The following is a 24,574-nucleotide window of genomic DNA, read 5'->3' on the forward strand; positions in this document are numbered from 1 at the left end:
TACCTCAATGCGACGTACATCCATGCGACGTACGTCCGAACGCCTCGCGAGCCGTAAGGGGACCGCCCCGTGAGTGTCCGAATTCAACCCTCCTCCCAGGTCGACGAGACCGCCGAACTCGGCGAGGGGACCACGATCTGGGATCTGGCGCAGGTGCGCGAGGACGCCAGGCTCGGCCGCGACTGCATCGTGGGACGCGGGGCGTACGTCGGCCCCGGCGTACGGATCGGGGACAACGTCAAACTGCAGAACTACGCCCTCGTGTACGAGCCCGCCGAACTCGGCGACGGCGTCTTCATCGGCCCGGCCGCGGTGCTCACCAACGACTTCTACCCGCGGGCCGTCGACCCCGACGGCCGGCAGAAGCGCGGCGGCGACTGGGAGGCTGCCGGGGTCGTCGTGGCCGAGGGAGCCTCCCTGGGGGCCCGTTCGGTGTGCGTCGCGGGGGTCCGGATCGGGCGGTGGGCGCTGGTCGCGGCCGGCGCGGTCGTATCCCGGGACGTACCGGACTTCGCGCTCGTGGCCGGCGTGCCGGCCCGGCGCATCGGCTGGGTGGGCCGGGCCGGGGTCCGCCTGCTGGAACGCGACGGCGAGCCGGGCGTATGGGAGTGCCCGCGCACGGGCGCCCTGCACGACGAGACCGACGGAACCCTGACCGAGCGCACCTGACGCAACGTCGGCAATTTGGGTCAATGGCATTTCCTCAAAACCACAATCAATGAACATCCTTGGGCATACCTTGTCCCTGTACACGGGATCTGAGCAGGCAACAGGCTGTGTTCAGTGGGGGGTTGTACACGACGAGGGCAATCGCGGACAAGGTGACGGCCGGCGCAGGATCATGCGCCCGCCCGCCGCCGTCCGCGCGCGCCCCGATCCGGGACTTCGCTGGAGGGGGATCCAGCGGACCCGGACCGCTCGTGCCATCGGGGGGATCACACCGTAGGCACGCGCAGCGTCATGCGCAGTCCCCTCTACTGGACGACGGCCGCCGGGTCTGTCCTAGGAACGATTTTTCAGAGGGGGTAGGTGTGTTGGAGCAGTACGACTACAGCTCGGACATACAGGGCGAGCAGGGCATGCGGGAAACCGAGGTGGGGACCCGGTGACCGCCAGACGATTAGCAGCACTGGCCCACGAGGACCCGTCGCTGCACGCCCTCGCCGAGCGGCTGCTCGCACTGGCCGAGGCGGGGCTGCCCGAGATGTACCTGCCGGGCGCGGAGACCTTCGTCTTCACGCGGGTGGGGACCGTCTCCCCCGACGGCGCGAGGCGCATGGAACGCCGCGGTACGAGCACCCGGTACGCGGCCATCACCGCGCTGGGAGCGCGCTTCCTCCCCGAGGAACGCCAGCGCGCGCTCTTCGACGGCCGCAGCGCCGCGGAGTTCACGTCCCTGCTGGTGGAACGGCTGCCCGCGGTGACGAACCTCGGCGACGCCGCGCTCATCACCTGGGCCGCGGCCGAAACCGGCCACCCCAAGCTCGCGGACGCCGTGGCGCGGGTGGCCGAACTGGACGTCCCCGGACGTCCGCAGTACACCGTGGAGGCCGCCTGGGTGCTGTCCGCCCTCACCGCGGCCCGTACCTCGGTGGACGTCGAGTACCGGCTGGCGGCCGCCCGCGACCGCCTGCTGGCCGCCCGGATCGGGGACGGCCCGCTGTTCCCGCACGCCACCGCGCCCGGGCTGGTCCCCGGGTACCGCTCCCACGTGGCCTGCTTCGCCGACCAGACCTATCCGCTCCAGGCACTGGCCCGGCTGCACGCCGGCGCCCCCGACCCGAAGGCCCTCGCGGCCGCCGACGCCTGCGCCGCCCGGATCTGCGCCCTGCAGGGGGACGGCGGACAGTGGTGGTGGCACTACGACGCCCGCACGGGCGGCGTGGTGGAGGGCTACCCCGTCTACAGCGTGCACCAGCACGCCATGGCACCGACGGCCCTCTTCGACCTGGCCGAAGCGGGCGGCACCGACTTCGGGGCCGAGATCCGCCGCGGTCTGCGCTGGATGACGGAGGTGCCCGAGATCAGCGGGCCCGACGGCGTGCCGCGCGAGCCCATGATCCGCGAGGAGTTCGGGGTCACCTGGCGCAAGGTCTACCGCGGCGATCCAGCCAAGGCCGTGCGCGCCGCCCGCGGCCTCACCACCCGGGTCGCCCCGCGCGCCCGGCTGGCCCCGCTCGACCGGATCTTCCGCCCCCTGGCGGTGGACCGCGAGTGCAGGCCCTACGAGTTCGGCTGGCTGCTCCACGCCTGGCTCGGGGGGCTCGGGAGATGAACCACAGACAGTCCCTCTTCGGAGTGGCGCTCGACCCCCTGACCATGGACGAGACGGTCCGGCGCTGCCTCGACGCCGTGCAGCGCGGTGAGCAGATCGAGATCGGCATGGTCAACGCGGCCAAGCTGGTCAACATGCGCCGCGACCCCCGCCTCGCCGCGGCGGTCGCCGGCTGCGACCTCGTCCTGGCCGACGGCCAGGCCGTGGTCTGGGCCGGTCGCGTCCTGGGGGTCCGGCTGCCCGAACGGGTCGCGGGAATCGACCTGTTCATGCGGCTGCTGGCCGCGGCGGAAACCGCCGAGGTCCCCGTCTACCTGCTCGGCGCACGGCAGGACGTACTGGACCTCATGCTCGGCCGGATCTCCGAGCGGTTCCCCGCCCTGCGCGTGGCGGGGAGCCGCAACGGCTACTTCGAGGACTCCGAGCAGGGCGAGATAGCCGACGCCGTGGCCGCGAGCGGGGCCCGGATGCTGTTCCTCGGCATGACCTCGCCCAAGAAGGAGATCTTCACCGCCGGCTACGGCAAGCGCACCGGCGCCCACGTGGTGCACGGCGTGGGCGGCTCCTTCGACATCCTGGCCGGCATCACCAAGCGCGCCCCCCTGCTCTGGCAGCGGATGGGCCTCGAATGGTTCTACCGGACCCTCCAGGAACCGCGCCGCCTGGGCAAGCGCTACCTCACCACCAATGCCGCCTTCCTCCTCATGACGGTCCGCGAACTCATCCGCCGCACACCGTCCACACCGCCTTCCGGTTCCGCGAACAGGAGTCACTGATGCGCGTCGTCGTCGTGGGACAGGGATACGTCGGCCTTCCACTGGCCATCAGGGCCGCCGAGGTCGGCCACCAGGTGGTCGGCTACGACGTGGACGCCCGGCGGGTCAAGAGCCTCGCCGCCGGCGAGTCCTACGTGGAGGACGTCTCCTCCGCCCGGCTGGCCAAGGCGCTGGAACTGGGTACGTACCAGGCCAGTGACCAGGCCCGGGACTGCGGCGGCTTCGACGTCGCGGTCGTCACCGTCCCGACCCCCTTGCAGGACGGTGCCCCCGACCTGCGCTACATCGAGGAGTCCGCGCACACCCTGGCGCGCTTCCTGCGCCCGGGAGCCACCGTCGTACTGGAATCGACCACCTACCCGGGCACCACCGAGGAGCTGTTCGGGCCGATCCTGGAAGACGGTTCGGGCCTCACGGCCGGCGTGGACTTCCACCTCGGATACAGCCCGGAACGCATCGACCCCGGCAACAAGGTGTGGGGCTTCCAGCAGACGCCGAAGGTGGTCTCCGGCGTCAACGCCCTCTCGCTCAAGGCCGTGGAGACCTTCTACGCGGGACTCGTCGACACCACGGTGCCGGTGCGCTCCCCCAAGGAGGCCGAGCTGGCGAAGCTGCTGGAGAACACCTTCCGGCACGTGAACATCGCCCTGGTCAACGAGATAGCCATGTTCGCCCGCCACCTCGACATCGACGTGTGGCAGACCATCGAGGCCGCTTCCAGCAAGCCGTTCGGCTTCATGAAGTTCACGCCGGGCCCCGGAGTCGGCGGTCACTGCCTGCCCATCGACCCCTCGTACCTGTCGTGGCGGGTCCAGCGCGAGCTGGGCCAGAACTTCCGCTTCGTGGAGCTGGCCAACGACATCAACAGCCACATGCCCGAGTACGTGACGCGCCGGATCATGGACGCGCTCAACGCCAAGCGCCGCTCGGTCAACGGCTCCCGGATCCTGCTCCTGGGACTGGCGTACAAGAAGAACACCGGCGACGCCCGGGAGTCTCCCGCGGTGCGCGTCTCCCAGCTGCTCCTGGACATGGGCGCCAAGGTGCGCGCGGCCGACCCCCACGTGGTGGAGAGCATCAAGGTCGACGCGCGCCTCTCGCGGGTGGAGCCGACCCGCAAGGAGCTGGCCGCCGCCGACGTGGTCGTGCTGCTCACGGACCACGACTCCTTCGACTACCCGATGATCACCGAGCACGCCTCGCTGATCCTCGACTGCCGCAACCGGCTGTCGGGACCCACCGTGGAGGTGCTCTGACTCCATGACCAGGATCGTCTGCGTGGCCGGAGCCCGGCCCAACTACATGAAGATCAAACCGGTGATGGACGCGCTGGAGCGCCGCAGCGCCGAGGTCGTCCTCGTCCACACCGGCCAGCACTACGACGAGTCCATGAACGACGTCTTCTTCCGCGACCTCGGCATCCGCTCCCCCGACCGCTATCTGGGAGCCGGGTCCGGCAGCCACGCCCAGCAGACCGGCCGGGTGATGGAGGCCTTCGAGCCGCTGCTCGAGGAGCTGGTCCCGGACGCCGTCGTCGTGGTCGGGGACATCAACTCCACCCTGGCCTGCGCCCTGGTCACCGCGAAGGCCGGGCCGCTGCTCGCCCACGTGGAGGCGGGGCTGCGCAGCCGGGACTGGAGCATGCCCGAGGAGGTCAACCGGGTCGCCACCGACCGGATCAGCGACTACCTGCTGGCCCCCTCCCCCGACGCCGCCGTGAACCTGCGGTCGGAGGGGTACCGGGAGGACCAGATCCACGTCGTGGGCAACGTCATGATCGACACCCTGTTCGCCAACCTGGAGCGGGCCCGGCGCTCCGACGTCCTCGACCGCTACGGGCTCACCCGCGGCGGGTACGGCCTGGTCACCCTGCACCGGCCGGCCAACGTGGACGATCCGGACGCCCTGCGCGGTCTGCTGAAGGCGCTGGGCGAGATCGCGGGCCGCTGCCCGCTGCTGCTGCCCGTGCACCCCCGGGCGGCCGAACGGCTGGCCGAGATCGGCGTCCCCGGCGGCATCCGGCTGGTGCCGGCCGCCGGATACCTCGATTTCATCGCCCTGCAGGACTCCGCCCGCGTGGTGCTCACCGACTCCGGGGGCATCCAGGAGGAGACCACGGCGCTCGGCGTGCCCTGTGTGACCCTCCGGGAGAACACCGAGCGCCCGATCACCGTCGAGCAGGGCACCAACGTCCTGGCGGGCACCGACCCGGACCGCATCACGGCCACGGTGCACCGGGTGCTCGACGATCCGCCCGCGCCCCGCTGCCCCGAGCTGTGGGACGGCCGCGCGAGCGAGCGCATCGCGCAGGTGCTCCTGGAGGGCGGGAGCGCGGCCACCCGGCCGCGGCCCACCGACCTGGTCCCGGGCACCGCGCCCGTCGTCTAGCGCCGTGGCCGGAAGGGTTCGCCGTACCACGGCGGACCCTTCCGGCCACGGCACCGTTTCCACCCCTGTTCCACCTGGATCGAAAGAAGGCTGATGGACCTCGCGGAGATCTGGCGGGTCATGCGCAGGCGCTGGTACGTGCTGCTGCCCGGGCTGCTGCTCACGGCCGCGCTCATCACCGGCGTGTACCTGCTGGTCCCGGTGGAGTACCGGTCGCAGAGCACCGTGACCCTCCTGAACTCGAAGAAGGCCACGGTCGCCTTCGACGGCAACCCCTTCCTGAGCACCCAGGCCTCGCTCACCGGCATGGCGGACGGGCTGGCCCGCAACCTCAACTCCGACGATTCCAAGGCCGACCTGAAGGCCCAGGGACTCACCGGCGTGTACGAGGCGAAGATCGCCGACAACGCCCAGGGGCCCTTCATGTGGCTGAGCGTCACCGGCACCGACCCGGCCGCCGTCCTGCAGTCCGACAAGCTCTTCACCGCGTACGCCGAGAAACGGCTCCTGGAGTTCCAGGCGCAGCAGTCGGTGACCCCCGAGGCGATGATCCGGATGGCGACGATCGTGCCGCCGCAGAAGCCCGAGGCGCAGACGAAGACCCGGCTCCAGTACCTGGTCATGGCGGCGGCGCTGGGCTTCGTCCTCAGCCTGGTGGCCACCTTCTTCGTCGAGGCCCGGCGACGCAAGGCCGACAAGCCCGGCCGGCGCAAGCCCGTGGCATCCGACCTGGAGCCGCCCGAGGACCACGGCTCCGGGCCGGGTTCCGGTTTCGACCACGGGTCCGACGGGTCCGACGACCGGTTCGACGATCACACCGGCGCCGCCGACCCCACGGCCACGATGGCGCTCAAGGTCCTGCCCTCGTCGGCCTTCCGCTCCAAGGCACCCAAGTGACCGCCCCCACCACGGACACCGGCACCCAGGACCCGTCCGGGGCCTTCCCTGGGGCCCCGGACGAGGCGCCTTCCCTGGGGCGCAAGGTGGGATCCGCCGCCCGGTGGAGCCTGGTCAACACCATGGTGATGCGCCTGGGCAACTTCGCCATGGGCATCGTCCTCGCCCGCTTCTTCCTCGGTCCCGAGGCCTGGGGCGTCTACGGGATCGCCCAGACGGTCCTGCTGGTCCTGCTCTCCGCGAACGAGCTCGGGGTCTCCCTGGCCATCGTGCGCTGGGAGGGCGACCCCCGCCGCTTCGCCCCGACGGTCCTCACGCTGAGCGCCGCCTCGAGTCTGCTGCTGTACGCGGCGCTCTTCGCGCTCGCCCCGGCGGTGGCCGGTGTGCTCGGCTCGCCCGAGGCCTCGGGCGTCCTGCGGGTGATGTGCGTGGTCGTGGTCCTCGACGGCCTGTCCCAGGTGCCCGCGGGCTTCCTCACCCGTGCGTTCGCACAAGGCCGGCGGATGGCCGTCGACGCGGTCAACTTCGTTCTCAGCACCGCGGTGACCCTGCTGCTGGCCGCCCAGGGCTGGGGCGCGATGAGCTTCGCCTGGGGCGCCGTCGCCGGCAGCGCGGGCGCGCTCGTCGGCTGCTGTCTCGCGGCCCCGGGCACCCTGCGGTTCGGCTGGGACCGGGAACAGGCCCGGGCCCTGCTCGGCTTCGGACTGCCGCTCGCCGGAGCCAGCCTGCTCGCCCTCGGCGTCGCCAACGTGCCGCCCATGGTGGTGGGTTCGAACCTGGACCAGCTGGCCCTCGGCTTCTACGTGCTCGCGTTCAACATCTCCGGCTGGCCCGTCCGGATCGTCTCCGAGGCGGCCCGGCGGGTCTCCTTCGCCGGATTCTCCCGGCTGGCCGAGTCCCCCAAGGCCCTGGCCGACGGATTCGGCCGCGCCCTCGGCGTCCTGGTGACGGTCACCGTCCCGCTCTGCGTGCTGCTGGGCGGCCTCGCCGGACCGATCGTGGTGCTCGTGTACGGGGAACGGTGGGAGCCAGCGGCCCGTGCACTGCCCTGGCTGATGGCTCTCGGTCTGATCCGCATCGGCTGCGAACTCGCCTACGACTGTCTGGTGGCCATCGGGCGACGCCGCTCGCTGATCGCCGTACAGGGCCTGTGGCTCCTCCTCCTGGTCCCGGTCCTCGTGGCCGGCGCCCGCACCGGCGGGATCGCCGGGGTGGCACAGGGCCAGGTCCTGGTCGCCGGGGCCGTCGTGGTGCCGGTGTACCTCGTCGCGCTGCACTGCGGCGGTGTCCGGCTGGGCATCGTGGCGCGCGCCTGCGCCTGGCCCCTCCTCGGCGGGGCCGTGATGGCGGGTGCGGTTCTCGGCCTGGAACGGCTCCTCGGCGACGGCGTCCTGGCGCTCCTCGCCACCGCGGCGGCCGCCACCCTGTGCTATGCCGTGTGCGTACTGCCCAGCTTCGGGTTCCTCCGCGGCACTGCCTCGGCCGCCGCGGCCACGACGACGAAGGACTGACACTCATGGCACGCCTGCGCAAACGGCTGTGGGCCTGGCTGCTGGCCGGGTTCTTACTGGTCGCCGCCCTGACCCTCTACCAGGCCGAGCGGACGGGCCGCAGCGAGTCGGCGGCCGATTCCTGCCCGGAGGCCGCCCTCGAATGCCCCGGGGAGGAGAAGCCCCTTCCCCTCCCCGTGCCCGTCGAGCCCTCCGTCTCGCCGTCCGCATCCGGCAGCCCGAGCCCCTCCGCGACCTCGGCCTCCCCCTCGCCCACACCCCCGCCGGGCAGCAGCGCACCGCCGGCCCCCGCACCGGGCCCCGCCTGCAACGCCACCTCACCCGGCGCCTGCGGCTTCCCCGACGCGCGCTCCACCGGCCCGCGGATCGCGCTGGAGCGGCACGACACGGGGAACATGTCGATCAAGACCGACGGCACGGTCATCAAGGGCTGGGACATCCGCGGATCGCTGGACGTCTACGCCGACAACGTCACGATCATCGACAGCCGGATCACCTCGACCAACTGGTGGGGCGTCAACCTCCGTCCGGGCTTCAAGGGCCTGCGGGTCCTGCACACCACGATCACCGCCGTACCGGGCAAGGGCCCCGACAACGGCGGCGTCAACTACGCGGTGTCCAACATGGGTGACAGTTCCGTCGAGGTCGGCTGGTGCGACGTCTCGGTGTTCGGCAACGCCCTGTCCATGGGCCAGGGCGATCTGCACGACAACTACGTCCACGACATCGTCGCCTTCCGCAACCTGGGCGGGGAGTGGCAGCACACCGACGCCGTGATCAGCGGCGGTGGCAACAAGGGCCGGCTGACGGTCCGCCACAACACCCTGCTGAACTCCGTACCGGTCGACAAGGGCGCCAGCGCGGCGCTCGGTCTCTTCGCCGACACCGGTGTGGTCTCCAACGTGATCGTGGACGACAACTGGCTGGCCGGAGGGGCGTACGCGCTCTACGGCGGCGGCCCGGGGGCCACCGGCATCCAGGTCACGGACAACGTGTTCTCCACCCAGTACCACCCCAAGAGCGGGCTCTACGGGGCGGTCGCCGCGTGGAACGCGGGTGGCGCGGGGAACGTGTGGCGCGGCAACCGGATGTCGGACGGGCGTCCCGTCGTACCCGAACCCTCCCCCTGACCACCGAGAGGACATGACATGCGCCGCATCGCCCGGGCCCCCTGGGAGCTGCTCAAGCGGGCCTTCGGCTGGCTGGTGCTCTTCGAGGCCAGGAACAAGCTCCTACTGGCCGCCTCCGCCGTGCGGCTGCGCCGTTTCGAGAACGCGGAGACCGGCCGGCTGGGCTCGCTCCTGGAGCGGCCGCCGTCCGCGCTGGTGGCCACCGTGATCGCCACCCACCGCCGTCCCGAGGCCCTGCGCGCGGCCGTGCGCTCGGCCCTGGCGCAGACGGTGTCCGACCAGGTGGTCATCGTCGTGGACGACGGCGCGGGGCTGCCCGAACTCCCGCCGGATCCGCGGCTCTTCGCGGTCTCACTGGCACGGAACACGGCCACGGCCGGGGTGGTGCGCAATGTGGGGATCCGACTGAGCCGCTCGCGGTACGTGGCCTTCCTGGACGACGACAACCTGTGGGAGCCGGACCACCTGGAGCAGGCCCTGACGGTCCTGGAGTCCCCGGGCGGACCGGACGCGGTGTACACGGCGCTGCGCAGGATGCTCCCCGACGGCACCCAGCGGGATGTGCTGTCGGTGCCCTTCGACCGCCGGCGCAGCGCGCACGAAGCCTTCCTCGACACCAATGCCTTCGTGGCGCGCCGCACCCCGGCCCTGTACTTCAGCCGCCTGCGACGGACTCCCGAGGTGCTGCCCCGTGAGGACTGGGAGCTGGTGCGCCGCTACAGCCGCAGCCACGAGGTGCGCCACCTGCCCCGCCCCACCGTCCGGTACCTGGTCAACCCGGAGAGCTTCTACACCGCTTGGGAGGGGCCGGCGCCCACCGGTCCCGCTCCCGCCGGTCCGGCCCCCGTCGCCTAGAACCGCCGGCTCAGGGCCCCGGGGTGGCGCGCAGGGCGGTCCGGCTGGCCAGGGCGCGCGCCGCGGCCCGGTTCGCCGGGCGGCCGAGCGCCGCCCGGGAGGTCTCCCGTAGCAGCACGGCCGCGCGGAAGGCCGCGGTGGCGGGCGCCGAGTGGCGGCGGCCGTAGAGGCGTACGCGGTTGAGGGTCAGCAGGGTCCACAGCCGCGGGGAGACCTGCGAGTCCCCGCCGAGGTGGACGGCCGAGGCGGCGGGTTCGAGCCGGGTGGCGAAGCCCCGGTCTCCGGCGCGCAGGCAGTACTCGGTCTCCTCCGAGTAGAGGAAGAACGATTCGTCCCAGGCGCCGCAGACCTCCAGGCACTCCCTGGAGAGCGCCATCAGCGCGCCGGTCGCCCAGTCGGCGACCGTCCTGCGCCCGTACGCCGACGGATCGGTGACCAGCTCGCTCCAGCGCGGGAAGCGCCCCGCGCGGCGGTTGCCGATCACGGCCTCGCCCAGGGCGCGGGTCACCCGGGACTCCCGGCGCAGCGAGTAGTGGAGCGTCCCGTCCTCCTCGTACAGCAGCGGGACGCTGATCCCCACCCGGCCCCCGCCGTGGACCGGGTCGCCGAGTGCGCCCACGAGGAGTTCCGCGCAGCCCCGCCGCATCCGGATGTCCGGATTGCACACCAGGGCAGCGCGGAAGCCGCCGTCCCATCCGGCGGCGGCCGCCAGGGCGGCGTTCACCCCGGCCGCGTAGCCCGCGTTGCGGCCGGTCTCGACGACCGTGGCCTCGGGAGCCAGCGACCGGACGAGGTCCACGGTGCCGTCGGCGGAGTCGTTGTCGGCGACGACCAGCCGCCAGTCGACACCGGCCATGCCCTCCGGCAGGGAGGCGAGGAACTCGGGTATCACCCGGGCGCTGTTCCAGGTGACGACGAGGACGGCTACGGGGCCGGTTGAAGCCGTGCCGGTTGAAGGGGTGTTGTCGGAAGCTGTGCTGTCGGAAGGCACGGGGACTCCACGTTTCGGGGCTCGGTGGCGGCACGCCGGATGAAGCCGAGGTAGCTGCCTCCGGCGGCGATCGTCAGGAAGAACATCCCGGCGAACATCGGGAAGCTGAGGGCGTCGAAGGTGGCCGCGCTGACCAGGGCGACGAGGGCCGAGGCGAAGAAGGCCTGGCCGAGCTCCCGGTCGGACTCGTCGGCGGCGAGACGGCGGATGGCGCCGCCCTGGTGGATTCCGGTGAGGAACAGCGCCAGGAGCGCGAGCAGGCCCAGCAGGCCCATCTCCGCCAGGGTCAGCATGTACTGGTTGTCGGTGAAGAAGTAGAGGTCCGGCGTGAAGGTGCCCAGGCCCCGGCCGAACAGCGGGTGTTCCTCCAGGTAGGGCACGATCGCGCTGTACTTCACCGTGCGGGCCTGGGTGCTGCTGTCGGAGTTCGACACGAAGGACGCGAAGAGCGTGGTGATCGTGCCGATCAGGCCGGGGACGAGGACCTTGAAGACGGCCACCGAGCCGAGCAGCAGGCCGAAGGTGGTCCAGCGGCGCTGCGGCTTCCACCTGGGCACCATCACGAGCACCACGATGAGGGCGCCGATGATGGAGGTCCGGGACACCGTCAGCGGCAGGGCGCCGCCCATCAGCGCCACCGGAGCCCAGCGGCGCCAGCGGCTGAGCTGGGCCCGGGCCGGATCGAAGGCCTGCTGGATCGCGAACGGCAGCAGCAGGGCGAGCATGCCGCCGAACTCCAGCGGCTGCGCGGTCGTCGACCGCGGCCTGGTGAACGCACCGCGGTCCAGGGTGGTGATCTGCGCGACGCTCGACTGGAGCCCCGGGATGCTGATCTTCTCGGCGATGTTCGTCGCGGTGAAGAAGTCGTAGTAGCCGATGGCGGCGACCACCGCCCCCATCACCACGGCCCGCCGCAACAGCACGTCCAGGCGCGCCCGGTCCTGGATCCCGGCGGAGATCAGCACCACCAGCGATACCCAGACCAGCAGCCCGATCAGCCCCCGGTCGGCGCCCAGCACCTCCTTGTGCGAACTGCCCCGGGAGGCGTTCGCGAGGTACGAGGCCAGGACCGAGACGGCCAGCAGCCACATCACGACCCGGGGCAGCCGGGTACCGGGAGCCGGTCTGATCCGGCCGGTCAGCCAGGTCGCCAGGTACCAGAACAGGGCCAGGAGCGCGAAGACGTTGGCCGGGGTGCCGACACCGCCGAGACCCGGCAGGGTCAGGTTCGAGGGGATGAAGAAGGCCAGCCCCAGATAGCCGGTGAGCAGGGCGGTGGCGTCCAGATCGCGGTGGCGCGTCCGCCGGCGCACGCGCGGGGCGGCCGTCCCCGCGGCGGCCTCCGCGGCCTCGCGCCGGCGGCGGCGGCCCGCCAGCATGCTCTCCAGGACGAAGGAGGCGGTGAAGCCGGCGACCAGGCCGGCGATGAGTACGGCCAGGACCTGCTGGTAGCGGGTCTTGAGCTGTGGTTTCGGGGTCTGCGGCAGCACCACGGGGGCTGTCTGCACGAAGTACGCGGGCTGCACCTTGGCCGCCGCCTGGAGCGCGTTGAGCTGCTCCCCGGCGAAGTCGGTCAGGAGACTGGTCTCCTTGAGCACCTTCGCCCGGTTGGTGCCCGTGACGGTCAGCGTGAGCATCGGGCCGGAGGCGTTCGCCGCGAAGCCGACCGTGTACGGGTCGGTCACCCCGAGCCCGTGCAGGTCCCGGGCCGCATCGGCGCCCGACAGGGTCCTGATGAGCACGTCGGCGGTCACCACGAGCGAACCGCCCGCGTTCGCGATGGGGTTGCCGAAGGCGGGGGCCAGCTGGGCCACGGCTGCGGAGTCCAGCAGGGCCACCGAGCTCTGGGACTGGTAGGACACCGGGACCGACTGGTACAGCTGCGCTCCCGCGAGGACCCCGCACAGCGTCAGGGGCGCCATGACGTACCAGCGGCGCCGCAGCACCGCTCCTATCTCACCGATGTTCACGAACGCTCCCTCGCAACTGCCCGGGAACCGTTGGCGTCTTGCCCGGCGTCCTGGGAAGATCGAACACGACGGAAGGAATCCTGTGTCGCCTGGTGAGCTGTTCCGCACGTTGCGCCGCCGCTGGTACGTGCTGGTCCTGGCGGCAGTGCTGGCGGCCGCCGGGGCGCTCCAGGTACTCCGGCCCACCACGACGTACGTGAGCACCGCGATCGTCGTCCTCAAGCCGCCGGTGACCGGCAACCAGCCGAACCAACTCGCCAATCTGCAGCCGCCGCTGGCGGCCGTCTCGCTGGCCGCCGTACAGCAGCTGAACTCCTCCGACGGGGAGGCCGAACTGCGCGCCGCCGGGGTGCTGGGCAGCTACCGGCTGATCCCGCGCAACAGCGGCACGAGCGTCACCCCGCGTTATCTCATCCCCTCCCTCCAGATCCAGGCGCAGCACACGGACCCGGCCACGGCCGACCGTTCGGTGTTGAAGGTCGTCGAGGTCTACGGGAAGCACCTCTCGGACATGCAGGCCGAGCAGCAGATCCCGGCGGCGGGCCGGATGAGCGTCACCCTGCTGGTACCGCCGTCCGCGGTGGCGCAGCTCGGGACCAAGAGCCGCGGACTGGCCGGGACGGCCGTCCTGGCCCTGGTCGCCGGCACGGCCTGCGCGCTGTGGACCGATCAGTTGCTGGCGGGCCGCTCCCGGCGCCGGCGCGAAAGCGCCGGCGCCGGGAGCAACAGGACGGAGCGGGACGGGAGTCCCGTGCCGACGGCCGCGGCGGCCCGCTGAGACAGCGGGCCGCCCGGCCGCCAACGCCCCCGGTTCGGGGCGGTGGTGCGGTGTCATCAGATCCCTCGGCGCTTCCAGGACTGCCACCAGAGCCATTCGCGGCCCCTGTCGGCTACGGCCGACAGCACGAGCGGCTGGAGGTACGGCATCACACGGGCCCCGATCCGGCGGCGCCGACGCAGCGCCCCGTACTCCGCGAGCGAGGTGTACCGGGGCAGGCACTCGGCGGCGAAGGCCTCCAGTTCCTCGACCGGGACCACCGCGGTGCGTCCGCGGTCGTAGGCCCGGTAGGCGCGCCGCAGGGCGTACCGGGCGAGCCGGGTGCGGGCCGCGGTCGACAGCCGGCCCGCCTCCGGGAGCAGTCCGCCGCACTTCTCCAGCACCGAGTCGAAGGCGACGAGGCGCTGGCGCAGGTCGTCGAGCTGCCCACCGAAGTCCGTGGTGGACATGTTGTTGCCGTGGACCCGGTAGAAGGCCTGGTCGGCCCCCCGGACGTAACCCACGTCGGCGTGGGCCGCGAGCCGCATCCACATCTCGATGTCACCGGCGTGCGGAAGCTCCGGGTCGTAGCCCCCGACCTTGCGCTGGAGGCTGGTGCGCACGACCACCTCGGGTGAGGTGATGCACCCGGTGCCCTCCCGGAAGCGCCGCTCCAGCCACCACCGCCCGGGATAGACCACCGAACCGGTGGACCGGGTGCGGGCCGCCGGCAGCGGCCCGCCGTGCTGGAACCGCAGCGGCCTGCCGTAGGCGAAGCCGGCTTCCGGATGGGCGTCGAGCAGGGCCGCGGCGCGCACCAGGGCGCCGGGGACCAGCCGGTCGTCGGCGGAGAGCAGGGCGACGTAGTCCCCGTCCGCCCACTCGAGCAGGCCCTCGTTGTAGGTGGCGATGTGGCCCTGGTTCTTCTCGTGGACCCGGACCTCGATCCGCGGGTCGGCCGCCGCGAGGGCGCGCGCGACGTCCGCGGAGTCGTCGGGGGAGGCGTCGTCGATGATCAGTACCCGTACGTCGACGCCTTCCTGTTCGTCCAGGACGCTCTTGACGCAGTCGGCCAGGAAGTGGCCGTACTTGTAGCAGGGGATCACCACGCTGACGGTGCTCACTGGCCGGACACCTCCGTGGATCCCTCCGCGAGCGGGGCGGGGGCCGTGGTGGTGAAGACCGGGCCGACCCAGTAGTTCACCGATCCGAAGGTGTTGTTCGGGAAGACCGTGCCCGCGCCGTACTTGTAGAGGCCGTTGCCGGTGCCCGCGCCGCCGCCGTCGGCCGGGGCCACGAGCGGATAGGAGCGGTGCGCGGCGCTGAAGTATCCGCCGTCCACGGAGTACTTGCCGTTCGGCGCGTGGTACGAGGCCACGTACTCGGTGTTCGCGGTGATGGCCACCGGGGTGGCGAAGTGAAGCTGCTGCCAGCCCGAGACGGTCTCGCTGCCGAAGGTTCCGGTGGCCAGGAGCGTGCCGTTCGCGGACCAGAGGCTGCCGGTGTGGGTGCCGGTGTTCCCGGGGCCCTTGTAGAAGGTGACGCCGGTGACGTAGCCGGCGACCGTGGACTGGAAACGGGTGCCCAGTTCGACGGAGTTGGTGTCGTCGCCGACGTTGGCGGTGGTCGGGGTGGCGTTCGGACCCCACAGGGTGCAGGGGCAGTTCACCGCCGGCGGGCTCGTGCTGGTGGTGAAGGTCCAGGTGACCGGCGCGGCCATGGCGTTGCCCCACAGGTCGGCCACCTGCACCGACGCCGTGTAGGTGGTGCCCAGTGCCAGTTCGCTGGACGGGGTGAAGGTGGCGCTGTTGGAGATGTCGAGGACCTTGCTGCCCGGGACGGTCACGCCGCCGGGACCCTTGACGGTGAACACCAGCGTGTCGGCGTCGACCGCCGAGTTGAAGGCGGCCTTCACCGTGGTGGTGATCGAGGTGCCGGTCGCCGCGGACTGCGGGGTGGTCGAGGTGACGGTCGGCGGCGTCGTGCTCGCGGTGGCGGTGTCCAGGACCGCGTCCACCCAGTAGTTGCTGCCGGAGGCGGCGGTGGACGGGAACCCGCCGGTGCCGCTGTAGCGGTAGACGCCGTTGCCGCCGTCGGTGCCGCTCTTCAGCGCGGTGAAGGGTGCCAGCCCGGCGTCGGCCGAGGCGAAGGTGGTGTCGAAGGAGTACCCGCCGTTGGGGGCGAAGTAGGAGGCGATGTAGGTGGTGTTGGCCTTGACCGGGATCGGCGAGGAGAAGTTGAGCTGCTGCCAGCCCGATGCGGTCTCGTTGGTGAAGGTGCCCGTGGCCAGGCGCTGGCCGGTGCTGCTCCAGAGGCTGCCCGTGTGGGTGCCGGTGTTGGCCGGGGACTTGTAGAAGCGGACGCCCGTGATCGAACCGGGCACCGAGGAGCGGATCTTCACGCCGAGTTCCACGGCGCTGCCGTCACCGGCGTTGACGGTGCCCGGCACGGCCGCGGCGGGCCAGACGGTGCAGGGGCACTGCTGGGGTCCCACGGTCAGCGGCACGGTGGTGGTGGCGCCGATGTTGACGCTGTCGTCCACCGCGCGGACCTTGATCTGCGCGGAACCCGGGGTGGTCGGGGTCCACTTGTAGCTCCAGGACGCGACGCCCGTGGTGGCCTTCCAGGTGGTTCCGCCGTCGGTGGAGACCTCCACGCGGGCCACGACTCCGCCGCCGCTGTCGGAGGCGGTGCCCGTGATGGTCACGGGCCGCAGGGCGGGCACGGTGGCGTTGGCCGCGGGGCTGGTCACGGTGATGACCGGGCCGGTGTGGTCCGCGGAGGCGGTGGCCACGACCAGGTTGCTCTGCAGGGACTTGGGCTGGACCCCCATGTCGGCGAAGATGTTCACCGTCGCCTGCTGCATCCGCTTGTCCTCGGTGACCACCGCGTCGTCCGGGTTGCCGGTCGGCATGTTGGTCAGGCCCCAGGACCACTGCACGGTGCCGGAGCCGAAGACCAGGGCGCCCGAGGTCTGGTCGCGGAAGGCGACCAGGCTGTGCGTCGCGGTCCCGTTGCCGTACGTGTTCCCGTAGTCGAGGCGGTACTTGCCGTCGTTGATGTCCACCGTGGTGGAGGACATCGCGATCTGGCCGGGCGGACGGGCCGCGTCCTCCACGTCGCTGTCCCACTCGTAGCCGAGCGTGCCGACGGGGAAGGTGGCGGTCTGGGAGGGGGTCAGGTTCGCGACGGTGGTGTTGCGCCACAGCCGCATCTTGGCGTAGGCGCCGGGGACGGTGATCGCGTCGCTGCGGTAGCCGTTCACGGTGAACAGCGAGCCGGTGAGCTGGTTCTGCGGCTGGTAGGGACGGCCGTTGGTGGCGCTGGCCGGGTCCATGAAGGTGCCCGTCCAGATCCCGCTCGGGTCGGGGATGCCGTTGGGCTGCGGGAAGGAGAGCTTGGTCTCCTTGTAGCAGACCAGGGTCCGGTTGGCCGTGTTGGCCCCGTCGATGCTGGGGGCCAGGCGGGTCTTCCAGAAGATCTCGTTGCCGGCGAAGTAGGTCTGGTGCTGGCCCGCGCGGCGGGTGTTCAGGGCGTTGGTGAACTGGTCCTGGGTCCAGTACTCGTCGTGCCCCGAGGACATGAACACCTTGTGGTTCTGCAGCTGGGTCGCGCCCCTGGTCGACATGTCGATGCCGGACATGTAGCTGACGTCGTACCCGTTGCGCTCCAGCCAGGCGACCATCTGGTACTCGGATCCGTAGATCCCGTTCTCGCCGCCGATGTCCATCGGCCGGTTGTAACTGACCTCGTAGGCACGGCCGTCGGGGGCGGGGCCGCCGCCGTCGTAGAGGTCCTGGCCGCCGTAGTTGTTGTACGCCTGCCAGGTCTGGTCGCTGGTCTGCACGACGATGTCGGAGTGGCTGGCGTCGTTGCGGACCACGAACGGGTAGGGCATGACCCCGTTGCCGTCCGCCTGGTCGAAGTTGGCTATGTAGAGGCCGGAGACGGCGTCGGAGGGCACCGTCCAGGTCGAGGTGACCGGCCAGTTGCCGCAGTCGACGAGGCCGGTGGAGGCCTTCTTGGTGCAGGCCGCCGGGTTGCCGCCCTGGGGGAAGTTGGCCGGGTACGTCTGGGCCGCCTGGGCGGCGGTCGACATCAGGCGGGCTCCGTCACCCCCGTAGTGGCCGAGCCGGTAGACCGACACCTTGTAGGCCGTCGGCGACTGGATCTTGAACTGCAGGGTCTCGCCCGCCTGCACGCTCTCCTTGGCCGGGAAGCCCTTGATGTCTCCGTAGGCGCTGGGTGCGAACCAGTCGGACATCGGTGTGCCCGCCTTCGAGTTCTCGCACACGATCGCGTTGGAGCCGGGGCCGCACGGGTCCGCCGCGACCGCCACCGATGGCGGCAGCGCCGCCGCCATCAGGGCTGCCACCACGGTGAAGAGCCCGTACCGCAGCAGCCTTGTCCGTCTGTTCATCCGAACCTCATTTGGGAGTGCCTGGGGTGATGCGACGCCTGGCGTCAGCGCAGCGCTGCTGAGAGCGCGTCCACGACCCGCTGCTGTTGGGCGGCGGTGATCTGGGGGAAGAGCGGCAGGGAGAGCATCCGGTCGGCGGCCAGCTCGGCGTGCGGGAAGGCCCCGCGGCCGTGTCCGAGGTGGGCGAAGGCCGGGGTGAGGTGGACCGGGGCCGGATAGTGCACGCCGGCGCCGATGCCCTCCGCGTTGAGCTTGCCGACGACCGCGTCGCGGTCCGCGCCGCTGACCCGGATGACGTACAGGTGCCAGACGTGGACGTTGCCCGGCGCCGTGACCGGCAGGGTGAGGCGTCCCGTGGCCGCCAGGTCTCCCAGCAGCCCGTCGTAGCGGGCGGCGGCGGCCCGGCGGGCCTCGTTCCCCTGGGCGAGCAGGGCCAGCTTGGCCCGCAGCACGACGGCCTGCAGACCGTCGAGCCTGCTGTTGAAACCGGCCACGTCGTGCCGGTACTTGGCGACGCCGCCGTGGTTGGCCAGCGCCCGGACCAGGTCGGCGGCCTCCTCGTCGTCGGTCACCACCGCGCCGGCGTCCCCGTAGGCGCCCAGGTTCTTGCCCGGGTAGAAGCTGGTCGCGGCGATCCCCCCGCTGCCGGGGGTGCGGCCCTCCCGGGAGGCACCCTGGCTCTGCGCGGCGTCCTCGACGAGCTTGGCGTACGAGGGCAGGCCCGCGGCGAGCGCGGAGGTGTCGGCGCACTGCCCGTACAGGTGGACCGGGACCACCGCGCGGGTGGCCTTGGTGACCGCGTCGAGCGCGGCCTGCGGGTCGAGCAGCAGGGTGTCGGGGAGGCAGTCGGCCAGCACCGGCCGGGCGCCGATCCGGGCGACCGCGCCGGCGGTGGCGATGAACGTGTTGGCGGGCAGCACGACCTCGTCGCCGACGCCCACTCCGCTCGCCCGCAGGGCCAGTTCCAGGGCGTCGGTGCCGTTGGCCACGCCGACGCAGTGTCCGACCCCGGCGAAGGCCGCGTACTCGCGCTCGAAGGCCCGTACCTCCTCGCCGCCGATGAAGGCGGTGTCGGCCAGCACGCGGTCGAATCCCGCACGTAAGGCGTCCGCGACCTCGGCGTGCGCGGCCTTCAGGTCGACGAGCGGTATCTGGTTCATGCGGCTGTGCTCCCCATCCGTGTCTCCGGCCTCCGGCCGGTCTGCGACTCATCGGCCCGGAGCTCTTCGAGCGCCGGGCCCCCCGCCTCGCGCAACCGGCGGGCGGGGCTTCCTGCCCACACCTCGCCGGCCGGCACGTCGGCCAGGACCGTGCTTCCCATCCCGGTCAGCGACCAGGCGCCGACCTTCGTGTACTCCCTGACCAGTGCGCCGGCGCCCACGTAGGCGCCGCGCCCCAGCCGTACCCCGCCGCCGAGGCGGACCCCGGAGGCCAGGGTCGCGAAGTCCCCGACCTCGTCGTCGTGGGTGAGGACCACGTGCGGCATGACCGCCACGTGGGCCCCCACCCGTACCGCCGCGGTCAGCACGCAGTGCGCGAGCAGGACCGTGCCCGGCCCGAGGACCGAGGAGCCGGAGAGCGCCGCCGTGGGGTGGACCACGACGGCGTACCGGCTCTCGGGCAGCGCGAGCCGCCGCACCAGGCGGGCCCGTACCCCGTAGTCGCGGGGGCTGCCGACGCAGACCACCACGCGGGCGTCCGGGCGTTCGTGCACCAGGGCGCTGCCGCCCAGGACGGGGACGCCGTCGACGTCCCGGCCGTGCAGGGCAGGGTCGTCGTCCAGGTGCCCGTCGAGCCGCCAGCGCGGGACCCGGCCGGCCGCCAGGTCGGCGGCGGCCGCGTCCCGTACGGCCTGGGCGGTCTCCCGGGCGAAGCCGCCCGCGCCGACGATCAGCAGGCTCTCCGTCGCCGCGGCCCCGGCGACGCGGCCGTGCGGCCCGCTCATCCGCCGCCGGCCTGTGCGCGCAGCGCCGCCACCACCCGGTCCTGCTGCTCCTCGGTCATCGTGTGGAACAGCGGCAGGATCAGGGAGTCGCGGGTGATCCGCTCGGTCACCGGCAGCTCCACCGCACCGTGACCGGCGTACGCCGGCTCCAGGTGGGAGGCCATGATCCCGCGGCGGGCCGAGATCCCGGCCTCGGCCAGCGCCGCGAGCAGTTCGTCGCGGCCGACGGGGAAGTCCTCGGCCAGGAGCACCCAGTAGGACTGGAAGTTCCCCTCGCCGTGGGCGGGGTCCCGGACCGGGGTCAGGCCCGGGACCCCGGCGAGGAGCTGCGCGTACCGGGCGGCGAGGAACCGCCTGCGGGCCACGATCTCGTCCAGCTTGCCCAGTTGCACCAGGCCGACCGCGGCCTGGATGTCGGTCATCCGGTAGTTGTAGCCGACCTCGAGGTAGCTCTCGGCGATCGGCTTGCTGCTCGCGTGCCGCTGCGCCGCGGACACGTTCATGCCGTGCTCGCGCAGCCGGCGCAGCCGCTCGGCCCACGCGGCGTCGTCCGTGGTCACCATGCCGCCCTCGCCGGTGGTGATCACCTTGCGGGGGTGGAAGGACCAGGCGGCCAGGAGGGCCCCCTGGCCGACCGGCTTGCCCCCGACGGTGGCGCCGATGCCGCAGGCGGCGTCCTCGACCAGGGCGAGGCCCCGGTCGGCGCAGGCGGCGCGCAGGGCGTGCACGTCGGCCGGGACCCCGCCCTGGTGGACCGCGATCACGGCCTTGGTGCGCGGGGTGAGGACGGCGTCCACGGTGGCCGGGGTCAGGTTCCCGGTGGCCTCCTCGACGTCCGCGAACACCGGCTGCGCGCCGACGTAGCGGACCGCGTTGGCCGTGGCGATGAAGGAGAGCGAGGGGACGACGACCTCGTCGCCCGGACCGAGGTCCAAGGCGATGAGCGAGAGGTGCAGGGCGGTGGTGCACGAGCTCACCGCGATGCCGTGCTCCGCGCCCACCCGCTCGGCGAAGGCCCGTTCGAACTCCGCGACCCGGGGTCCCTGGGCCACCCAGCCGGACAGGACCGCGTCGGCGGCGGCCCGTGCCTCGTCCTCACCGAGCCACGGGATCATGACGGGGATGCGGGCGGGGGCGGCGGCGCCGGTGTCCTGGCTGCTCATCGGCCGGCCTCCGCGGATGCGGCGTCCTCGGCCTCCGCGCGCTCGGCCCGCCACCAGTCGACCAGGTCCCGCAGCCCGCTGCGCAGGTCGATCTCGGCCGTGAAGCCGAGGCGCTCGGCGGCCTGCGAGGTGTCCGCGAGCCGGCGGGTCACCCCGTTCACGGCGCGCGCCGGTCCGTGCTCCGGCGTCAGGCCCTCGGCGCCCATGGCCTCCAGGAGGCCGTTCGCCAGCTCCAGCAGACTGGTCTCGGAGCCGCTCGCGACGTTGAACACCTCGTCGGTCAGGTCCGATTCGGCGGCCAGCAGGTTGGCCCTGGCGATGTCCCGGACGTCGACGAAGTCCATGGTCTGGGTTCCGTCGCCGAGGATCAGGGGCGGTTCGCCCGCGGCGATCCGCTCCATCCAGCGGATCAGCACCTCGGTGTACAGACCGTGGATGTCCATCCGGGGGCCGTACACGTTGAAGTAGCGCAGCGCGACGTAGTCCAGCCCGTACATGGCGTGGAAACTGCGCAGCACGCCTTCGTTGAAGGCCTTCGCGGCCCCGTAGAAGGTGTCGTTGTTGTACGCGTGGTGGCGCTCGGTGGTCGGGAAGGACTCGGCCATCCCGTAGACCGAGGCCGAGGAGGAGGCGATGACCTTGCCCACTCCGGCGGCCGCGGCGGCCTCCAGCACGTTGAACGTCCCGTCGACCATCACCTCGTTCGCCAGCCGCGGCTCCTCGGCGCACTGGGTGATCCGGATCGCCGCCAGGTGGAAGACCAGGTCGGCGCCTTCGGTCGCCTTGCGCACGGCGGCTACGTCCCGGATGTCGCCCTCGACCAGGTCCACGACCCCGCTCGGCAGGGCGCGGGCCAGGTTGGCGGTGCGTCCCCGTACGAAGTTGTCGAGCACGACGATCTCGCGCGCCCCGTTGTCCACCAGCAGGTCCACCAGGTGCGAGCCGATCGTGCCCGCTCCGCCGGTGACCAGAATCCTCTTGCCTCGTACGCTGCTCAACGCCCTGCCCCTACTGAGTCGGTCATGGTCTTTCCTGCTGTGCCCGGAGCGCCGTACGCGGCTGCGCTCCGGGCGGCGTCGTCAACGCTCAACGTCCGGTGCGCAGTCCGACGACGGCGCCCTTGAACTCCAGGCTGCGGGAGGCCGCTTCGAGGATGTCGAGGACCTGGAGTCCCGCCCGGCCGTCGGTGAGCGGGGGCCGCCCCGTCCTGATCGCCGCGGCGAACTCCTCGACCATGCTGCGCAGGGCCTCCTTCTCGCCGAGTGCGGGGGCCACCATGTCGCCGGTCCGGTAGGAGACGAGCATGTCGCGGCGCTCGTCCGCGCCGATCTCCTGTGGGGCCGTGAGGTCGACTCCCCGGTCGAAGACCGCGACCCGCTGCGTGGGGTTGAGGTCGTCCCACACCAGGGTGCGCTTGGAGCCGCCTACCATGGTGGTGCGGACCTTCACCGGGGACAGCCAGTTGACGTGGACGTGCGCGATGGCGCCGGTGTTGAGCTGGAGCGTCAGATAGGCCACGCAGGACTGGCCGGCGCCTATCGGGTCGGCCCCGTGCGCGGCGACGGCGACGGGGTGGACGTTCTCCGGGAGGATGAAGTCGAGCACCGAGAGGTCGTGCGGGGCCAGGTCCCACAGGACGTCGATGTCCTTCTGGACCAGCCCGAGGTTGATCCTGACCGAGTCCACGAACTGGATGTCGCCGAGCTCGCCGGAGCGGACCATGTCCCGGATGCGGGCCACCGCCGGGGTGTAGCAGTAGGTGTGGTCGCACATCAGGGTGAGGCCGCGTTCCTCGGCCTCGTTCACCAGCCGCAGGCCGTCCTCGTAGGTGGCGGCGAGCGGCTTCTCCACGAGGACGTGCTTGCCGGCGCGCAGGGCGGCCAGGGCGACGTCGAGGTGGGTGCCGGCCGGTGTGGCCACGGCGACGGCCTCGACCGCGGGGTCGGCCAGGACCGCCGCGTAGTCCGCGGTCGCCTGGACCGTGGAGTAGCCGCCGAGCACCTGCCGGGCCCGGTCGACGTTCAGATCACAGAGCCAGCGGAGCCTGAACTCCGGACTGGACTGGAAGTTGCGGACGAGATTGGGGCCCCAGTAGCCCGCTCCGACGACGGCGACCCCTAACGGCTCGGTCCGTCCCGCACCCGCACGTGCGGCCGTGGCGTCCCGCCCGGCGTCCTTCGCGGTGTCCTTCACAGCGTTCCCTTTCCTTCCGCGCACGCCCGCAGGCGTGTCGACGACCCAAGGCCGGGACGCGTGCGAAGGAAGGGGGTGCCGTCGAGGGCACGCCGGGCGCCTGTGCGACCCGTGCGTGGCCCGTCCGACGGTGATGGCCCCCACGACCGATGCCGTACGTGTTGCACGTACTTCCGCCCCCCGGCCGTCCGGCACCCCCGTGCCGGCCGGCCACGGACAGGCGGCCTGTTCCCCCAAGCCGCCGAACCCGTAACCTGCCCCAACTACCCTGCGCCGACTGGATTGCAGCGTGGACCACGGCATTGCCGAAGCACGCCGAATCAGGTCGGCTGCGTTCAATCTAGACCACTGGGCCTACCCCCGGGGAGAGTTGGAGGAAACGGTCGGTACGGGCGTTCGACCATGCATACTTCCGGGGTGACCAGCATCGTGATCCCGGCCCACAACGAGGGCCGGGTCATCGGCCGGCTCCTCGACGCGCTCCTGGACGGGACCCCCGCCTCCGGGCCCGACATCGTCGTGGTGTGCAACGGCTGTACGGACGACACCGCCGCGGTGGCCGCCGCGCGGGGCCCCCGCGTACGGGTGGTCGAGATCCCGACTCCGTCCAAACATCGGGCACTTCGGGTGGGCGACGAGCACGCGCGCGGCTTCCCGCGCCTCTACGTGGACGCCGACGTGGTGGTCGGCGCGGCCGACGTACGGGCCCTGGCCGATGCGCTCGCCACCGGCCCGGGCCTGCTCGCCGCGGCCCCCGGCCGGGACATTCCGCTTACCGGCTGCGCCTGGCCGGTCCGGGCGTACTACCGGGTCTGGCAGTTGCTGCCCGCGGTCCGCGAGGGGCTGTTCGGACGCGGGGTCATCGCGGTGACCGAGCCGGGGCACGCCCGGCTCGCCGCACTGCCGCCCCTGATGGCCGACGACCTGGCCGCGTCCCTGGCCTTCGCGCCGGGCGAGCGGCGGGTGGTGGAGGCGGCCAGGGTCGTGGTCCTCCCGCCGCGCACCTGGGGCGATCTGATCAAACGCCGGGTACGGGCGGCGACTTCCTCCGCCGAGCTGGAGCGGTTCCAGGCCGCGCGGGCCTCCGGGCCGGCGGCGCCCCAGCCGTCCGCGCGCACCGGTACGGGAGACCTGCGGGCGCTGCTCCGGGCCCAGCCGCGACTGCTCCCGGGGGTGGCGGTGTTCGTCGTGGCCGCCCTCGCGGCCCGCCGGGGATCCCGCAGGGCCATCCGGAGCGGTGACTTCTCCACCTGGCTGCGCGACGAGAGCAGCCGGCAGGGCTGAGCAGCCGGCAAGGGTGAGC

General features: G+C 72.1%; 20 protein-coding genes. 11 read left to right on the forward strand and 9 right to left on the reverse strand.

Going from position 1 to position 24,574, the window contains the following annotated elements:
- Nucleotides 1-69: 69 nt before the first annotated feature.
- From OG898_RS30015 to OG898_RS30055, 9 genes are all read left to right on the forward strand, one after another.
- Nucleotides 70-669, forward strand: coding sequence for an acyltransferase (locus OG898_RS30015; protein WP_266961181.1), 600 nt, complete (start codon nucleotides 70-72; stop codon nucleotides 667-669).
- 436 nt (nucleotides 670-1,105) lie between these two features.
- Complete coding sequence (locus OG898_RS30020) at nucleotides 1,106-2,275, forward strand: hypothetical protein (RefSeq protein WP_266961183.1); 1,170 nt, start codon at nucleotides 1,106-1,108, stop codon at nucleotides 2,273-2,275.
- Complete coding sequence (locus OG898_RS30025) at nucleotides 2,272-3,051, forward strand: WecB/TagA/CpsF family glycosyltransferase (RefSeq protein WP_250745695.1); 780 nt, start codon at nucleotides 2,272-2,274, stop codon at nucleotides 3,049-3,051. Before OG898_RS30020 ends, OG898_RS30025 begins: the two co-directional genes overlap by 4 nt.
- Nucleotides 3,051-4,307 carry a nucleotide sugar dehydrogenase gene (locus tag OG898_RS30030; protein WP_250745694.1) on the forward strand — a complete coding sequence of 419 codons (1,257 nt, stop codon included), beginning with the start codon at nucleotides 3,051-3,053 and terminating at the stop codon, nucleotides 4,305-4,307. The genes OG898_RS30025 and OG898_RS30030 overlap by 1 nt, the downstream gene beginning before the upstream one ends.
- A gap of 4 nt (nucleotides 4,308-4,311) precedes the next feature.
- Complete coding sequence (wecB, locus tag OG898_RS30035; RefSeq protein WP_266961186.1) at nucleotides 4,312-5,439, forward strand: non-hydrolyzing UDP-N-acetylglucosamine 2-epimerase; 1,128 nt, start codon at nucleotides 4,312-4,314, stop codon at nucleotides 5,437-5,439.
- Nucleotides 5,440-5,532: 93 nt separating this feature from the next.
- The gene (locus tag OG898_RS30040) at nucleotides 5,533-6,336 is read left to right on the forward strand and encodes a chain length determinant protein (RefSeq protein WP_266961188.1); all 804 of its coding nucleotides are present in this window, start codon (nucleotides 5,533-5,535) and stop codon (nucleotides 6,334-6,336) included.
- Nucleotides 6,333-7,847 carry an oligosaccharide flippase family protein gene (locus OG898_RS30045; protein ID WP_266961190.1) on the forward strand — a complete coding sequence of 505 codons (1,515 nt, stop codon included), beginning with the start codon at nucleotides 6,333-6,335 and terminating at the stop codon, nucleotides 7,845-7,847. The genes OG898_RS30040 and OG898_RS30045 overlap by 4 nt, the downstream gene beginning before the upstream one ends.
- Before the next feature lie 5 nt (nucleotides 7,848-7,852).
- Entirely contained in the window at nucleotides 7,853-8,977 is a 1,125-nt protein-coding gene (locus OG898_RS30050) for a hypothetical protein (protein WP_250745690.1), read from the forward strand.
- Between the two features lie 18 nt (nucleotides 8,978-8,995).
- A complete protein-coding gene (locus OG898_RS30055) occupies nucleotides 8,996-9,832 on the forward strand; it encodes a glycosyltransferase family A protein (RefSeq protein ID WP_250745689.1) in 837 nt (278 codons plus the stop codon).
- A gap of 10 nt (nucleotides 9,833-9,842) precedes the next feature.
- Here OG898_RS30055 and OG898_RS30060 read toward each other — a convergent pair whose 3' ends face one another.
- Both OG898_RS30060 and OG898_RS30065 read right to left on the reverse strand, forming a co-directional pair.
- Nucleotides 9,843-10,823, reverse strand: a complete 981-nt coding sequence (locus OG898_RS30060; RefSeq protein ID WP_266961193.1) for a glycosyltransferase — start codon at nucleotides 10,821-10,823, stop codon at nucleotides 9,843-9,845.
- Nucleotides 10,757-12,793 (reverse strand): O-antigen ligase family protein, encoded by a 2,037-nt coding sequence (locus OG898_RS30065; RefSeq protein ID WP_266961195.1) that lies wholly within the window; start codon nucleotides 12,791-12,793, stop codon nucleotides 10,757-10,759. The genes OG898_RS30060 and OG898_RS30065 overlap by 67 nt, the downstream gene beginning before the upstream one ends.
- 82 nt (nucleotides 12,794-12,875) lie before the next feature.
- On the opposite strand from OG898_RS30065, the gene OG898_RS30070 reads away from it, so the two are divergent.
- Nucleotides 12,876-13,571, forward strand: a complete 696-nt coding sequence (locus OG898_RS30070) for a hypothetical protein (protein WP_266961197.1) — start codon at nucleotides 12,876-12,878, stop codon at nucleotides 13,569-13,571.
- A 56-nt stretch (nucleotides 13,572-13,627) separates the two neighbouring features.
- Here the strand turns inward: OG898_RS30070 and OG898_RS30075 are convergent, their stop codons facing one another.
- The 7 genes from OG898_RS30075 to OG898_RS30105 all read right to left on the reverse strand — a co-directional run bounded on the left by OG898_RS30075 (nucleotide 13,628) and on the right by OG898_RS30105 (nucleotide 23,271).
- Nucleotides 13,628-14,674: a glycosyltransferase gene (locus OG898_RS30075; protein ID WP_266961199.1), complete on the reverse strand. Its 1,047-nt coding sequence runs from the start codon at nucleotides 14,672-14,674 to the stop codon at nucleotides 13,628-13,630.
- Nucleotides 14,671-17,970, reverse strand: a complete 3,300-nt coding sequence (locus OG898_RS30080; RefSeq protein WP_266961201.1) for a DUF4082 domain-containing protein — start codon at nucleotides 17,968-17,970, stop codon at nucleotides 14,671-14,673. The genes OG898_RS30075 and OG898_RS30080 overlap by 4 nt, the downstream gene beginning before the upstream one ends.
- 44 nt (nucleotides 17,971-18,014) lie before the next feature.
- Entirely contained in the window at nucleotides 18,015-19,130 is a 1,116-nt protein-coding gene (locus OG898_RS30085) for a DegT/DnrJ/EryC1/StrS aminotransferase family protein (RefSeq protein WP_266961203.1), read from the reverse strand.
- Nucleotides 19,127-19,915, reverse strand: coding sequence for a NeuD/PglB/VioB family sugar acetyltransferase (locus tag OG898_RS30090; protein ID WP_266961205.1), 789 nt, complete (start codon nucleotides 19,913-19,915; stop codon nucleotides 19,127-19,129). Before OG898_RS30090 ends, OG898_RS30085 begins: the two co-directional genes overlap by 4 nt.
- Nucleotides 19,912-21,078: a DegT/DnrJ/EryC1/StrS aminotransferase family protein gene (locus OG898_RS30095; protein ID WP_266961207.1), complete on the reverse strand. Its 1,167-nt coding sequence runs from the start codon at nucleotides 21,076-21,078 to the stop codon at nucleotides 19,912-19,914. The genes OG898_RS30090 and OG898_RS30095 overlap by 4 nt, the downstream gene beginning before the upstream one ends.
- Nucleotides 21,075-22,076 (reverse strand): NAD-dependent epimerase/dehydratase family protein, encoded by a 1,002-nt coding sequence (locus OG898_RS30100; protein ID WP_266961209.1) that lies wholly within the window; start codon nucleotides 22,074-22,076, stop codon nucleotides 21,075-21,077. Before OG898_RS30100 ends, OG898_RS30095 begins: the two co-directional genes overlap by 4 nt.
- A gap of 88 nt (nucleotides 22,077-22,164) precedes the next feature.
- Nucleotides 22,165-23,271: a Gfo/Idh/MocA family protein gene (locus OG898_RS30105; protein WP_266961211.1), complete on the reverse strand. Its 1,107-nt coding sequence runs from the start codon at nucleotides 23,269-23,271 to the stop codon at nucleotides 22,165-22,167.
- A 417-nt stretch (nucleotides 23,272-23,688) separates the two neighbouring features.
- On the opposite strand from OG898_RS30105, the gene OG898_RS30110 reads away from it, so the two are divergent.
- Nucleotides 23,689-24,555: a glycosyltransferase family 2 protein gene (locus OG898_RS30110; protein ID WP_266961213.1), complete on the forward strand. Its 867-nt coding sequence runs from the start codon at nucleotides 23,689-23,691 to the stop codon at nucleotides 24,553-24,555.
- Nucleotides 24,556-24,574 lie beyond the last annotated feature (19 nt).

Source organism: Streptomyces sp. NBC_00193, from assembly GCF_026342735.1.
In the GTDB taxonomy this organism is placed as follows: Bacteria; Actinomycetota; Actinomycetes; order Streptomycetales; family Streptomycetaceae; genus Streptomyces; species Streptomyces stoeckheimensis.